General features: G+C 66.3%; 13 protein-coding genes. 10 read left to right on the top strand and 3 right to left on the bottom strand.

Annotated features, from left to right (window positions below):
* The first annotated feature begins 49 nt into the window (after positions 1-49).
* The 7 genes from ACT3UE_RS04045 (at position 50) to ACT3UE_RS04075 (ending at position 6,186) form a co-directional block, all read left to right on the top strand.
* On the top strand, positions 50-535 hold the full coding sequence (locus ACT3UE_RS04045; RefSeq protein WP_444554233.1) for an NUDIX hydrolase: 486 nt from the start codon (positions 50-52) through the stop codon (positions 533-535).
* Positions 532-1,509, top strand: a complete 978-nt coding sequence (locus tag ACT3UE_RS04050; protein WP_444554232.1) for an ABC transporter ATP-binding protein — start codon at positions 532-534, stop codon at positions 1,507-1,509. Before ACT3UE_RS04045 ends, ACT3UE_RS04050 begins: the two co-directional genes overlap by 4 nt.
* Entirely contained in the window at positions 1,496-2,179 is a 684-nt protein-coding gene (locus ACT3UE_RS04055; RefSeq protein ID WP_444554231.1) for an ABC transporter permease, read from the top strand. Before ACT3UE_RS04050 ends, ACT3UE_RS04055 begins: the two co-directional genes overlap by 14 nt.
* Positions 2,176-2,910, top strand: a complete 735-nt coding sequence (locus ACT3UE_RS04060; protein ID WP_444554230.1) for an ABC transporter permease — start codon at positions 2,176-2,178, stop codon at positions 2,908-2,910. Before ACT3UE_RS04055 ends, ACT3UE_RS04060 begins: the two co-directional genes overlap by 4 nt.
* Entirely contained in the window at positions 2,907-3,872 is a 966-nt protein-coding gene (locus ACT3UE_RS04065) for an ABC transporter substrate-binding protein (RefSeq protein WP_444554229.1), read from the top strand. The genes ACT3UE_RS04060 and ACT3UE_RS04065 overlap by 4 nt, the downstream gene beginning before the upstream one ends.
* 82 nt (positions 3,873-3,954) lie before the next feature.
* Positions 3,955-5,169, top strand: a complete 1,215-nt coding sequence (locus ACT3UE_RS04070) for a pyridoxal phosphate-dependent aminotransferase (protein WP_444554228.1) — start codon at positions 3,955-3,957, stop codon at positions 5,167-5,169.
* Between the two features lie 114 nt (positions 5,170-5,283).
* Positions 5,284-6,186, top strand: a complete 903-nt coding sequence (locus tag ACT3UE_RS04075) for a PPK2 family polyphosphate kinase (protein ID WP_444554227.1) — start codon at positions 5,284-5,286, stop codon at positions 6,184-6,186.
* 5 nt (positions 6,187-6,191) lie between these two features.
* Here ACT3UE_RS04075 and ACT3UE_RS04080 read toward each other — a convergent pair whose 3' ends face one another.
* Both ACT3UE_RS04080 and xseA read right to left on the bottom strand, forming a co-directional pair.
* Positions 6,192-6,440 (bottom strand): exodeoxyribonuclease VII small subunit, encoded by a 249-nt coding sequence (locus ACT3UE_RS04080; RefSeq protein WP_444554226.1) that lies wholly within the window; start codon positions 6,438-6,440, stop codon positions 6,192-6,194.
* Complete coding sequence (gene xseA, locus ACT3UE_RS04085) at positions 6,437-7,687, bottom strand: exodeoxyribonuclease VII large subunit (RefSeq protein ID WP_444566301.1); 1,251 nt, start codon at positions 7,685-7,687, stop codon at positions 6,437-6,439. The genes ACT3UE_RS04080 and xseA overlap by 4 nt, the downstream gene beginning before the upstream one ends.
* A 144-nt stretch (positions 7,688-7,831) precedes the next feature.
* Here xseA and ACT3UE_RS04090 point away from each other — a divergent pair, with 144 nt between their 5' ends.
* A complete protein-coding gene (locus ACT3UE_RS04090; RefSeq protein ID WP_444554225.1) occupies positions 7,832-8,785 on the top strand; it encodes a hypothetical protein in 954 nt (317 codons plus the stop codon).
* A gap of 10 nt (positions 8,786-8,795) precedes the next feature.
* Positions 8,796-9,884: a 4-hydroxy-3-methylbut-2-enyl diphosphate reductase gene (locus ACT3UE_RS04095; RefSeq protein ID WP_444554224.1), complete on the top strand. Its 1,089-nt coding sequence runs from the start codon at positions 8,796-8,798 to the stop codon at positions 9,882-9,884.
* Between the two features lie 310 nt (positions 9,885-10,194).
* On the opposite strand, the gene ACT3UE_RS04100 is transcribed toward ACT3UE_RS04095, so the two are convergent.
* Positions 10,195-11,451 carry a DNA recombination protein RmuC gene (locus ACT3UE_RS04100; RefSeq protein ID WP_444566282.1) on the bottom strand — a complete coding sequence of 419 codons (1,257 nt, stop codon included), beginning with the start codon at positions 11,449-11,451 and terminating at the stop codon, positions 10,195-10,197.
* A 54-nt stretch (positions 11,452-11,505) separates the two neighbouring features.
* Here ACT3UE_RS04100 and ychF point away from each other — a divergent pair, with 54 nt between their 5' ends.
* Positions 11,506-12,591, top strand: coding sequence for a redox-regulated ATPase YchF (ychF, locus tag ACT3UE_RS04105; protein WP_444566283.1), 1,086 nt, complete (start codon positions 11,506-11,508; stop codon positions 12,589-12,591).
* The last annotated feature ends 63 nt before the right edge of the window (positions 12,592-12,654 follow it).

Genomic DNA, 12,654 nt, shown 5'->3' on the forward strand with positions numbered 1-12,654 from the left:
CGGCCGGGTCCGCGGAGCGGGAGGGTCTGCGGCACAGTACGCTGGGGCCATGAGCGCTGCGCCCCGGAAGCCGGAGACAGGTTTCGATACGCGGCTGGCCGCCTATTGCGTGGTGGTCCGCCGATCCAAGATCCTGCTGGCCCTATGGGACATGCGACCCAGTTGGCCTGGCTTCACCCCCCGCTGGACCCTCCCCGGGGGAGGCGTCGAACTCGGAGAGGCCATCGAGGACGGTGCCGTCCGCGAGGTCTCGGAGGAAACCGGCTACGACGTGCGCCTGACCGCGCTGCTCGACGTCGATGCCGGACATGTTCCTGCCGAATCCAGATTGCACCCGACCAGTAAACCGCTGCAGAACGTCGCGGTGCTCTACTCCGCCGAGATCACCGGCGGGGAACTGGAATTCGAAGTCGACGGCACCACCTCCGAGGCCGGCTGGTTCGACCTCGCAGAGCTGTCCCGGCTGGAGCGGACCTCCCGGGTTGATTGGGCCGTGAAAGCACACCACCACCACGTCGACGGGGGCCGTCCATGATCCGATTCCAGCAGGTGAACAAGCAGTACGACGGCGGTGCTCCAGCCGTCTCCGACCTCAACCTGGAGATTCCCGAGGGCTCCATCACCGTTTTCGTCGGCCCCTCCGGCTGCGGGAAGACCACGTCGCTGCGGATGATCAACCGCATGGTGGATCCGACATCGGGCACCATCGAGGTCGATGGCCGCAACATCGCCGACGTCGCCCCCTATCAGCTGCGCCGTTCCATGGGCTACGTCATGCAGGCGGGCGGACTCATGCCGCACCGCACCATCGCCGAGAACATTGCCACCGTGCCCCGGCTCATCGGCACCGCCAAGGCGGACTACCGTCGCCGCGTGCAGGAACTGCTGGAGACCGTGGGGCTGGACGCTGAACTCGCTGGACGGTACCCCTCCCAGCTCTCGGGGGGCCAGCAGCAACGGGTCGGGGTGGCCCGCGCCCTGGCCGCCGATCCGCCCGTGCTGCTCATGGACGAACCCTTCAGCGCCGTGGACCCGGTGGTCCGCGGGGAATTGCAGAACGAACTGCTGCGGCTGCAGGACCAACTCTCCAAGACCATTGTCTTCGTCACCCACGACATCGACGAGGCGGTCCTGCTGGGAGACCACGTCGCGGTGATGGGCAACGCCGGAATACTTCAACAGTTCAGCCCGCCGGACGAACTGCTGCGGGCCCCCGCCAACGATTTCGTCGCCCACTTCATCGGCCGGGACCGTGGCTTCCGGGCTTTGTCCTTCCGACCCGCCACCGAACTGCGCTGGAAGTCCCTGGCCGGCCATACCGACGACGACGTGGCGCGGGCCGTCCGGATCCCACGCTCCTCCACCGTCCGCGCCGCCCTGGACGCCGCCCTGACCTCGCTCTCCGGGCTGGCGCTCGCCGTGGACGAGGACGGAACCGAAACCGGACTGCTGGATGCCGAGGAGATCGGCCGGCAGATCGGGGGGAGGGACCACGATGAAGTGGCTTGAAGGCCACTGGCAGGAGGTGTTGAGCCTGGCCGGTAGCCACCTGGTCCAATCAATCCTGCCGTTGCTGCTGGCGGCCCTCATCTCGATTCCCGTGGCCCGGCTGATCCGCATCAACGGAACCCGCCGGCGTCGTACCGTGAGGTGGGGTGTGGTCCAGCTCAGTGCCCTGCTCTACACGATCCCCTCGCTGGCGTTGTTCGTGGTGTTGCCCTCCATCCTGGGCACACAGATCCTGGACCCGTTGAACATCATCGTCGCGTTGACCATGTATGCCATCGCCCTGCTGGTGCGGAGTGCCGCCGATGCCCTGGAATCGGTGGATCCCGCGGTTCTGCGCGCCGCCGACGCCATGGGCTACCGGCCGGTGCGCCGGTTCTTCTCGGTGGACCTTCCGCTGTCGTTGCCGGTGCTCTTTCCCGCGTTGCGCGTGGTCTCGGTCAGCAACATCTCCCTGGTCAGCGTCGGGGCACTGATCGGTATCGACAATCTGGGGACCTTGTTCATGGACGGGTTGCGGCGTAGTTTCACTTTCGAAGTCGGGGTGGGCATCGTCGCCACGTTGCTCCTGGCCCTGCTGATGGACCTGATCCTCGTGTTGGCCCAACGCATGCTCACCCCCTGGGAACGCGCCAGGACCGCACCGCGAGCGACCCGGTGGGTGGCCGCATGAGCGCCCCCACCACGGCGTTCGCCCTGCTGCCCGCCGCCGTGCCCACGGCCGGCCCGCTGGGCGGACTCGCCGAATGGTTCTCCCGCCCCGGGACGCTCTCCGGCCCCGGAGGCATCCCGACCCGCCTGGTCGAGCACCTGGCCTATACCGGCCTGACCCTGGCGATCGCCCTGGTCATCGCCGTCCCCATCGGGCTCTACGTCGGACACACCGGCAAGGGCCGGGTCGCGGTCATCGCCGGATCCGGCATGTTGCGGGCCCTGCCGACGCTGGGCATGGTCACCTTGTTCATCCTGCTCTCCGGAACGCTGGGCATCATGCCGCCGATCTGGGCCCTGGTGCTGTTGGCGGTGCCACCCCTGCTGGCCGGGATCGCCGCAGGCATCTCCGCCGTCAACCCCGGAATCGTCGATGGGGCCCGGGCCATGGGCCTGACGGAACCCCAGGTGCTTTTCACCGTCGAGGTCCCCAATGCGCTGCCCGTCCTCATGGGCGCCCTGCGTCTGGCGGTCCTGCAGGTCATCGCCACCGTCGCCATCGTCTCGATCATCAACCTCGGAGGGCTGGGCCGTTATCTCATCGACGGCATTGCCGTCCGTGACTACCCCCAGGTCTTCGGCGGGGCCGTCGTCATCGCTGCATTGGCTATTGTGGTTGATGCGGTGCTGGCGATGGTCCAACGGATTGCCGTCTCGCCCGGCTTGAGAACCAACACAGGAGGCACCCCATGAACCGCATCAACCCACCAGGAGCCCGCCCGGTCCGCCGGGCCCGGCTCGCGGCCGCACTCGGAATCGTCGCAGCCCTCGGCCTGTCGGCCTGCAGCGGCTCGGACCCGCTGGCCGGCGACAGTGCCCAGGCCTCGGGGTCGGCACTGGACCGACCGCTGGTCATCGGCAGCGCCGATTTCCCCGAATCCCAAATCATCGCCGAGCTCTATGCCGGGGCCCTGGAAGGCGCCGGGATCGACGCGACGACCAAACCTGGCATCGGGGCCCGCGAGGCCTATGTCGGGGCCGTGAAGGACGGGTCGGCCGACGTCGTCCCGGACTATTCGGGAAACCTGCTGCTCTTCTTCGACAAGGACGCCAAGGCCGTCTCCGACACGGAGATCACCGACGCGCTCCAGGACGCCGTGCCCGAGGGACTCGGCGTGCTCAAGGCCTCCGCGGCGGAGGACAAGGACTCGATGGTCGTCACCTCGGCGACCGCCGAGAAATATGACCTCAAGACGGTGTCCGATCTGGCGAAGGTCTGCGACAAGCTGGTCCTGGGGGCACCGCCGGAGTTCAAGACGCGCGCCTACGGGCTGCCGGGGCTGGAAAAGGCCTACGACTGCGTCCCGAAATCCTTCGAACCCATTGCCGACGGCGGCGGCCCGCTGACCGTGAAGGCGCTGATCTCCGATCAGGTCCAGATCGCCGACATCTTCACCACCAGCCCGGCCATCGAGGACAACGGTCTGGTCTCCCTGGAGGACCCTAAGGACAACTTCATCGCCCAGCAGGTCCTGCCGCTGATCAACGCCGGCGTGGTCAGCCAGGAAGCGGCGGGGGTGCTGGACCAGGTCTCCAGCGAACTGACCACCGACGACCTGGTGGAACTGAACCGCTCGGTCTCCGGTGACGCGAAGCTGGACCCGGCCGAGGCGGCCGGGGAATGGCTCAAGGACAAGGGGCTGGACGGGAAGTAGCACCTCACCGACCCCCAGTGGTTCCCGCAGCGCCGGGTCATCCTTCCGGGATGACCCGGCGCTGCTGTCATATGCTGGGACAATGCCCGAGTTCAAGCAGTCCAATAAGCTCCACAACGTCCTCTACGACATCCGCGGCCCGCTGCTCGAGCACGCCCAACGGATGGAATCCGAGGGCCACCGGATCCTGAAGCTGAACATCGGCAACCCGGCACCCTTCGGGTTCGACGCCCCCGACTCGATCCTGGTGGACATCATCCGCAACCTGCCCCAGGCGCAGGGTTATTCGGATTCGCGCGGCATCTTCTCCGCCCGGACGGCGGTCTCGCAGTATTACCAGACCCGGGGCATCCAGACGATCGGCGTCGATGACGTCTATCTGGGCAACGGGGTCTCCGAATTGATCACGCTGAGCCTGAATGCCCTGTTGAACAACGGCGACGAGATCCTCATCCCGGCCCCGGACTACCCGCTGTGGACGGCCTCGGTGTCGCTGGCCGGGGGCACCCCCGTGCACTACCTCAGCGTCGAAGAGGAGGGCTGGCTCCCGGATCTGGAGGACATCGAAGCGAAGATCACCCCGCGCACCAAGGGCCTGGTGATCATCAACCCGAACAACCCCACCGGTGCGGTCTACCCCAAGCATGTGCTGGAGGGGATGCTCGAGCTGGCCCGCAAACATTCACTGATCGTCTTCTCCGACGAGATCTACGAAAAGATCCTCTACGACGACGCGGTGCACCACAACACGGCGGCCCTGGCCGACGACGTCCTGATCATGACCTTCTCCGGGCTCTCCAAGGCCTACCGGGTCTGCGGTTTCCGGGCCGGGTGGATGGCCATCTCCGGGCCCCGGCATCTGGCCGCGGACTACATCGAAGGCATCAACCTGCTGACGAACATGCGCCTCTGCGCCAACGTCCCGGCACAACACGCCATCCAGACGGCCCTGGGCGGATACCAGTCGATCAACGACTTCCTGCTGCCCGGAGGCCGGCTCAAGGAACAGCGCGACACCGCCTACCGGTTGCTCAACGAGATCGACGGCGTCTCGGTCCAGCAGGCCCAGGGGGCGATGTACCTGTTCCCGAAACTGGACCGGGAGGTCTTCCGTTTCGACAACGACGAGCAGTTCGCCCTGGATCTGCTCAAACAGCAGAAGATCCTCATCTCCCACGGGCGGGCCTTCAACTGGATCACCTCCGACCATTTTCGGCTGGTCACCCTGCCGTCGGTGCCTGACCTGGAGGAGGCCATCGGACGGATCGCCGAGTTCCTGGATGACATCCGCCGCTGAGCCGGTTCCGCCCCACCGCCGTGCTCCCGTCGCTATCCGCGCAGGGCCCCGGATGGCATAGTGGACCGCACGGTGGAGGTGCCGCCGGACGAGCGAACCGCTAAGGGGCCTCATATGGGCAAGAAGCACAAGAAATCCCAGGGTTTCCCGGGGGCCTCCTTCGGGGTCACCCACCCGCTATCGGCCCTGTTGCGGGCCGGCCGGGGCTTCTCCCTGCAGGATGCCGACCCGGGGGCGAAACCCGGCTTCCCCGGGAGCAAGAAGGACGGGCGGAAGGCGTTGGCCGCCGCCGATGAACGCCTCGACGACCTGCAGGAACGCCTCTACGCGCAGGCGATCGGCGGCGACGCCACCGAACGGGTGTTGTTGGTCCTGCAGGCCATGGACACCGCCGGCAAGGGCGGGATCGTGCGCCACGTCATCGGATCCGTGGACCCGCAGGGGGTGGAGCTGCAATCGTTCAAGGCGCCGACGGCGGCCGAGAAACGCCACGACTTCCTGTGGCGGATCGAACGCCGTCTGCCGCATGCGGGCATGATCGGGGTCTTCGACAGATCGCATTACGAGGACGTGCTCATCGGACGGGTGAGGTCCTTGGCCACCGACGAGGAAATCGAACGGCGTTACGGGGCGATCCGCGAGTTCGAGGAACGCATCGCCGCTGAAGGCACTCGCATCATCAAGGTCATGCTCCATATTTCACCGCAGGAGCAGTACCAGCGTTTGGCGAAGCGACTGGACCGCAAGGACAAATACTGGAAGTTCGCCCCCGACGACATCGATGACCGGCTCCTCTGGGAGGAGTACATGCAGGCCTACCAGCGGGTCATCGAGGAAACCGATGCGGATCATGCCCCGTGGTACGTCGTGCCGGCCAACCGCAAATGGTATGCCCGGGTGGCCGTGCAGCATCTGCTGCTCGAGACCCTGGCGGGGATGGACCCGCAATGGCCTGCCGCCCGCTTCGATGTGGACGCCGAACGTCTCCGGCTCAAGGAGTCCAAGGACGTCGGCTGAGCCGATCAGCTGCCCGCCGTCTCCTCGGCGTCGCCACGACCGGCCCGGTTGCGGGCGGCGTCCAGGCGTTCCCGGGCGCCTTCGAGCCAGGCCTCACAGCGGGCGGCCAGCGCCTCGCCACGCTCCCAGAGGGCCAACGACTGCTCGAGGCTGGCCCCGCCTGCTTCGAGCTGGGCCACCACGGCCACCAGTTCCTCACGGGCCTGTTCGTAGCTCAGCGCTGCGATATCGCCGGTGGAGTCCGTCTCTGTCATTGTGGTGCCTTCCTGTCGTGCATCGTGTCCTGGTCGTCGTCCTGCCCCGACAGGACGACGGCGGTGAGTTTCCCCCGGGCCAGCCGGATGGCCAGCTCGGTGTCGGGGGGAGCATCGGCGGGGGAGCGGACCACGGCACCGTGGGCTGTCTGGACGACCGCATACCCCCGGTCCAGGGTCTGTTGCGGTGACAGTGCCCTGACCTGGGCCCGCAGATGCGCCACGGCATCACGCCCGCGCCGCACCAACGTATCGATGGAACGATGCGATCTTTCACGCAGACGCTCCAGGTCCTCGCTCCTGACCTGCACCATGCCCTCCGGATGGGAAAGGACCGGCCGGGTACGCAGGGATTCGAGCTGGTGGGACGCACGGTCCAGGAACAACACCACCGAGCGGTCCAGCCGCTGCCGGGCCTGCTCGATCCCCTGCAACTCCTCGGCCAGATCCGGGACGATCCGCTTGGCGGCGTCCGTGGGCGTGGAGGCCCGCAAATCGGCCACGTCGTCGAGGATCGGCCGATCGGCTTCGTGTCCGATCGCGCTGACCACAGGCGTCGTCGCCGCGGCGACCGCACGGACGAGTTCCTCGGCGCTGAAGGGCAATAGATCCTCCAGCGCACCGCCACCGCGGGCGATGACAATCAGATCGACCTCCGGGTCGGCATCGAGCTCCCGGAGCGCGGCGATGACTTCGGGAACGGCATTGACCCCCTGCACCGCGGTGTTGCGAACCGTGAAGTCCACGGCCGGCCAGCGCAGCGTGGAATTGCGGATGACGTCCTTTTCCGCGTCCGAGTCACGCCCTGTGATCAAACCGATCCGTTGCGGTAGCAGCGGAAGCCGGAGTTTCCGGGACGGGTCGAAGAGTCCCTCTCCGGCCAGGGCATGGCGCAGCCGTTCGAGCCGGGCGAGCAGATCGCCCAACCCGACGGGCCGCACGTCCGAGGCGATCATCGACAGGCGGCCGGTCTTCAGATAAAGGTTCGGGGCCACCCGGGCCACCACCCGGGAGCCGACCTCGGGTTTGGTCTCCAGCCGGCGCATCACCGAGGACCAGACGTTGACCGAGAGTGAATATTCGACGTCGACATCGCGCATGGTCAGATAGGCGTGGCCGTTGCGGACATTGGCTTCGAGGAGCTGGCCTTCGATCCAGGCCGCCGGCGCCCGTTCGACATGCTGCTTGAGCTTTTCGGAGAAGACCCGCAGCGGCCAGGGGGCGTCGGGGCTGGTGTCACCGGCCATCGGGGGCAAGATGGCTCCGCCATCGGGCTGCCGTCCCGCGGCGGCGGACGGGTTCGGGTTCTCCACGGCTCTTGCTCCCCGGTCTCGTTGCGGCTCCGGCAGTCGTCCGGGCCCATGTACATGCATACCAGTAGGCTGGGATAAATGGCGTACGCCCGGCCGGGCGTGCCGAGGCAAACCATCCGGGAAGGGGAGGCCGTGCGCTCCATCGGACCCGTGGTGCTCATGATCCTGTCGGCGCTTCTGGCTGGCGGGGCCGTCACCGGATCCTCCATCGATCGAATCGCACACACCGCCGGACCGGCCCGTGAGATCGCCGGGGGCCTCCCCACAGACCAGGACGTCAGGGACGCACTGCCGCAGGTGATGATCGATGGAATCCACGAGGCCCTTCCCGGCAGCATCGAAGTACCCGAGATGTTGGTCGAGCCGCTGAACAAGGCCAGTGCACGGGCCGTGGAGGTGGTGCTGGACAGTGAAGGTTTCGAGCCGGCCTGGCTTGAAAGCATCGATGAATCCCGACAGGCCTATGTGGATCGGCTCTCCGCGGTGCGGAACGGCGCGGCGGAAACGGCGCCGGCCACCCTTGAACTCGGCCCCGTGGTCGATCTCGGCGTCGAGGGCCTCAAGGAGGCGGCCCCCGGGGTGGGGCTGGGGCTGGTGATCGATTCGCTGGGCCAGGACATCACTGCCTCCGTTCCCCTGGATCTCCCGTCCGCCGATCCGACGGTGGCGCAACGGGTGGCCACGACGGTATGGCTGGCTGGTTCCTGGGGATGGGCCGCCGTTGGCTCGGCGATCCTGGCATTAGCCGGACTGGTGCTGGCCCGGCCCCGGTCCCGGGGAGGGGTCGTCGCCCTGGGAGGAGCGGTCGTCTGCCTCTGGTCGGCGGCCCTGTTGATCCTGGCGGAGCGTCTCGCCCCGGACGGCGCGGTCCAGGCCTCGGAGGGGCTGGGCGCGGTGGCCGGATCCCGGATCATGACCGGGCTGGCGGAGCAGGTGCAGGGCGTCGGAACGGCCTCACTGGTGGGTGGGGTAGTGGTCCTGATTGGCGGGGTTGTGATCCGGCTCCTCGTGGGTCGTGGCAGGAACGGATAGCATGGATGGCATGTCCATCAGTTCTGCCGCCCCGGTTTCCGTGCCCATGCCACAGGTGCCCCGTCGTCGTCGTTCGCCCGAGGAGGTAGCCGCCGTTGCCCCCGTTGAGGGACCCAAGAGGGTCCTTCTGGCCGCCCCGCGGGGTTATTGCGCCGGCGTTGATCGGGCGGTGATCGCCGTGGAAAAGGCCCTGGAACATTATGGGGCCCCGGTGTATGTCCGTAAACAGATCGTGCACAACGTCCACGTCGTGTCCACATTGGAGGAACGCGGAGCCATCTTCGTCGAGGAGACCGACGAGGTCCCCGAAGGCGCGCTCGTCGTGTTCTCGGCCCACGGGGTGAGCCCCGCCGTCGTCCAGTCCGCCGAAGACCGCAATCTGCGGACCATCGACGCGACCTGCCCCCTGGTCACCAAGGTCCACCGCGAAGCCGTCCGGTTCGCCAAGGCCAAGAACCACATCCTGCTCATCGGCCATGCCGACCACGAAGAGGTCGAAGGGACCTACGGGGAGGCCCCGGAGAGCATCACGATCGTGAACAACCCGGCGGAGGCCCGTACCGTCGAAGTCGAGGATCCGGAGCACCTGATCTGGCTCTCGCAGACGACCTTGTCGGTCGACGAGACGCTGGAAATGGTGGATATCCTGCGCGAGCGGTTCCCGAAACTCCAGGATCCGCCCAGTGACGATATCTGCTATGCCACCTCCAACCGCCAGACGGCGATCAAGAAGATCGCCCCCGAGGCGGAACTGGTGATCGTCGTTGGCTCGTCCAACTCCTCCAACTCCGTGCGTCTGGTCGAGGTCGCCCTTGAATACGGGGCCAAATACGCCCACCGGGTCGACTTCGCCCATGAGATCGACGAGGCATGGTTCGAAGGCATCTCCAGCGTGGGGATCTCTTCGGGCGCCTCGGTTCCCGAAGTCCTCGTCTACGAGGTGCTCGAACTACTCGCCGATTACGGGTTCGGTCCCGTCGAGGAGATCGTCACCGCGCAGGAGGACATCATCTTCTCGCTGCCCAAGGAACTGCGGGCCAAGCTCAAGGAAGCCGGCGACACCTCGACCGGACTTGGCGGGCACGGAACCGCGAACTAGGCGTACCTGCGCCGCACGAGAAGCACGTCATGACCGCATCGAACGGCACCAAGGCGCACGTCTTCGATGCGGGCGGTACGGAAGTGGCGGACCCGGAGCGGGGTGCCGCCCTCATCCAATGGACCAACCCGCTCGAAGGTACCGATGGCGGACTTCGACGGACCTGCCGGGGATCCTGGGAACGTCCCGGGGAAATAGGCGCTCGATGCGACCGGCCCCGGCCGCCGTGCGATTAGGCGGAAATCCACCGTACGCAACATTGTGGACGATTCCCCCACGGGGCCCGGCGTGCGGCATCGGATCCTGCCGTCTAGGCACCTGCCCCGCTGCGTGGTTCCGCGGGCTGCTCCTGCGTGGGCCGCTCGGCCTGCAGGAGCTCACTGGCACTGAGGACCCGGGGAGTGGACTCCAGGGACGGCACGGACAGCCCGGCTCCATCGGTGGAGGACAACCCATGGCCCGGGTCCAGGTTCTGGATCCGACGTACCGAGGGCAGGACCCTGGACTCAAGGGTTCCGACGAACGAGTTGTAGCGTTCAACGCTGGACTTCAGCGAGGATCCCAACTTCGTCACATGGGATCCCAACGTGCCCAAGCGGTTGTAAAGGTCCTTGGATTCGTCGAAGAGGGCCCTGGCGTTTTCCGTGAGCAATTCCTGGCGCCAGGCGAAGGACAAGCCCTTGAGGATGGAGAGCAACGTGGCCGGTGCGGCTAGGGCGACGTTCTTGGAGAACGCATGATCGAGGAGCTCCGGATCACTGGTGACTGCTGCGGCGAGGAAGGATTCCGCCGGTAGGAAGCAGACCACCAATTCAGGGCTGGCGGCCAGGGATTCCCAATAGGCCTTCGACCCCAGATCGTCGACATGCGCCCGCAGGGCCTTGGCATGGGCTTCGAGCAGCGTCCGCCGTTCGGCCTCCCGTGACGGTTCCGCCAGGAGATCAATCTCCTGGGCCAATAGGTAGGAATTGAGCGGGACCTTTGAATCGACAACGACGGATTTGCCGCCGGGCAGGGTGATGACCATGTCGGGGCGCTTGCCGTCGGACGTGGTGACCTGCTCGTTGAAATCCACCCGGGACAGCATCCCCGCTGCTTCCACCACCCGGCGTAGCTGGACCTCGCCCCAGGTGCCCCGCGCCGACGTGTTGCGCAAGGCCCCGGCCAGTGACGACGTCGTCCTCAAAATGGCGGCGTCCTGCTCGGCTGCCATGTTCAACTGCTGGCTGAGCTGGCCGTATTGCTCGACCCGGTCACGTTCGAGGACCGTCACCTGCTGCTGGACCTGCTGGAGCTTCTCCGCCACGGGAGCCAACACCTGCAGCACCTTCCGTTCGTCGCCGTCGCGTTGGCGTTCAGCGTCCTGCCGGGACTGGAGCGAATCAATGTGGCTGTGTGCGGTCGCCAACGCCGATTCGGCGGTGGCGAGTTCCTGCGTGGCCCTGCGGTTCTCGTGATTGAGGACGGAAAAACGGTCCCTGAGCCCGAGCATCCAGAGGCCGAAAGCCCCGAGAACCAGGCCCAATAACAACGTGAGAGTCGACACAACCCATGCAAAAGCGTCCATGGGTCCACTGTGCCAGTCCGCGCCGACACATTGCGGCAGGTAGAGTTGTCTCCCGTGGCACTTACTATCGGAATCGTCGGACTGCCCAATGTCGGCAAGTCAACCATGTTCAATGCACTGACCCGCGCGCAGGTTCTCGCGGCGAACTACCCGTTCGCCACGATCGAGCCCAACGTCGGCGTCGTCCCCCTGCCGGATGAGCGGCTGAAGGTCCTCGCCGGGATCTTCGGATCCGAGCGCATCCTGCCGGCAACGGTGTCGTTCGTGGACATCGCCGGAATCGTCAAGGGCGCCTCCGAGGGGGAGGGGCTGGGCAATAAGTTCCTGGCCAACATCCGCGAAGCAGACGCCATCTGCCAGGTCACCCGGGCGTTTGCTGATCCTGACGTGGTCCACGTCAACGGAGAAATCGACCCCGCCGGAGACATCGACACCGTCGCCACGGAGCTGATCCTGGCCGACATGCAGACGATTGAAAACCAGCTGCCGCGGCTGGAGAAGGAAGTCAAGGCCAAGAAGGCCGACGCCTCGTTGCTGGCAGCCATCAAGACGGCGCAGGAAGTGCTGGAAACGGGCACCACGCTCTACGCCGGCGCCGCAGCAGCCAAGCTCGATCTCGCCGAGATCGCTTCGCTGCAGCTCATGACCACCAAGCCATTCATCTACGTCTTCAACATGGACGAAGAAGCCCTCGCCGACGAGGCCCTGCGCACCCGACTGAGTGAACTCGTGGCTCCGGCCGAGGCGATCTTCCTGGATGCCCAGTTCGAATCCGACCTGGTCGAACTCGAAGAGGACGAAGCCGCGGAGATGCTGGCCGACGCCGGCTATGAGGAGTCCGGCCTGGATCAGTTGGCCCGCGTCGGGTTCAACACCTTGGGGCTGCAGACTTATTTGACGGCAGGCCCGAAGGAATCACGTGCCTGGACGATCCCGCAGGGGGCCACCGCGCCTCAGGCAGCCGGAGTCATCCACACCGACTTCCAGCGAGGATTCATCAAGGCCGAAATCATTGGTTTCGAAGACCTGGTCGCTGCCGGGTCAACCGCTGCCGCCAAGGCCGCCGGCAAGGCACGTATCGAAGGCAAGGAATACATCATGAAGGACGGCGACGTCGTCGACTTCCGATTCAACGTCTAGGTACCGGCCGGCCTGAAACTTACAGCGGTGGCCGCCAGGAACATATGTTCGTGACGGCCACCC

The sequence above is a fragment of the Arthrobacter sp. 179 genome, from assembly GCF_052379645.1.
GTDB lineage: Bacteria > Actinomycetota > Actinomycetes > Actinomycetales > Micrococcaceae > Arthrobacter_H.

Excerpts from the sequence above, each read along its gene's own strand:
- ACT3UE_RS04060 (WP_444554230.1), top strand. The coding sequence starts at position 2,176 with ATGAGCGCCCCCACCACGGCGTTCGCCCTGCTGCCCGCCGCCGTGCCC.
- ACT3UE_RS04050 (WP_444554232.1), top strand. The coding sequence starts at position 532 with ATGATCCGATTCCAGCAGGTGAACAAGCAGTACGACGGCGGTGCTCCA.
- ACT3UE_RS04075 (WP_444554227.1), top strand. The coding sequence starts at position 5,284 with ATGGGCAAGAAGCACAAGAAATCCCAGGGTTTCCCGGGGGCCTCCTTC.
- ACT3UE_RS04090 (WP_444554225.1), top strand. The coding sequence starts at position 7,832 with ATGGCGTACGCCCGGCCGGGCGTGCCGAGGCAAACCATCCGGGAAGGG.
- ACT3UE_RS04045 (WP_444554233.1), top strand. The coding sequence starts at position 50 with ATGAGCGCTGCGCCCCGGAAGCCGGAGACAGGTTTCGATACGCGGCTG.
- ACT3UE_RS04070 (WP_444554228.1), top strand. The coding sequence starts at position 3,955 with ATGCCCGAGTTCAAGCAGTCCAATAAGCTCCACAACGTCCTCTACGAC.
- ACT3UE_RS04055 (WP_444554231.1), top strand. The coding sequence starts at position 1,496 with ATGAAGTGGCTTGAAGGCCACTGGCAGGAGGTGTTGAGCCTGGCCGGT.
- ACT3UE_RS04095 (WP_444554224.1), top strand. The coding sequence starts at position 8,796 with ATGTCCATCAGTTCTGCCGCCCCGGTTTCCGTGCCCATGCCACAGGTG.
- ACT3UE_RS04065 (WP_444554229.1), top strand. The coding sequence starts at position 2,907 with ATGAACCGCATCAACCCACCAGGAGCCCGCCCGGTCCGCCGGGCCCGG.
- ACT3UE_RS04100 (WP_444566282.1), bottom strand. The coding sequence starts at position 11,451 with ATGGACGCTTTTGCATGGGTTGTGTCGACTCTCACGTTGTTATTGGGC.
- ACT3UE_RS04080 (WP_444554226.1), bottom strand. The coding sequence starts at position 6,440 with ATGACAGAGACGGACTCCACCGGCGATATCGCAGCGCTGAGCTACGAA.
- xseA (WP_444566301.1), bottom strand. The coding sequence starts at position 7,687 with ATGGCCGGTGACACCAGCCCCGACGCCCCCTGGCCGCTGCGGGTCTTC.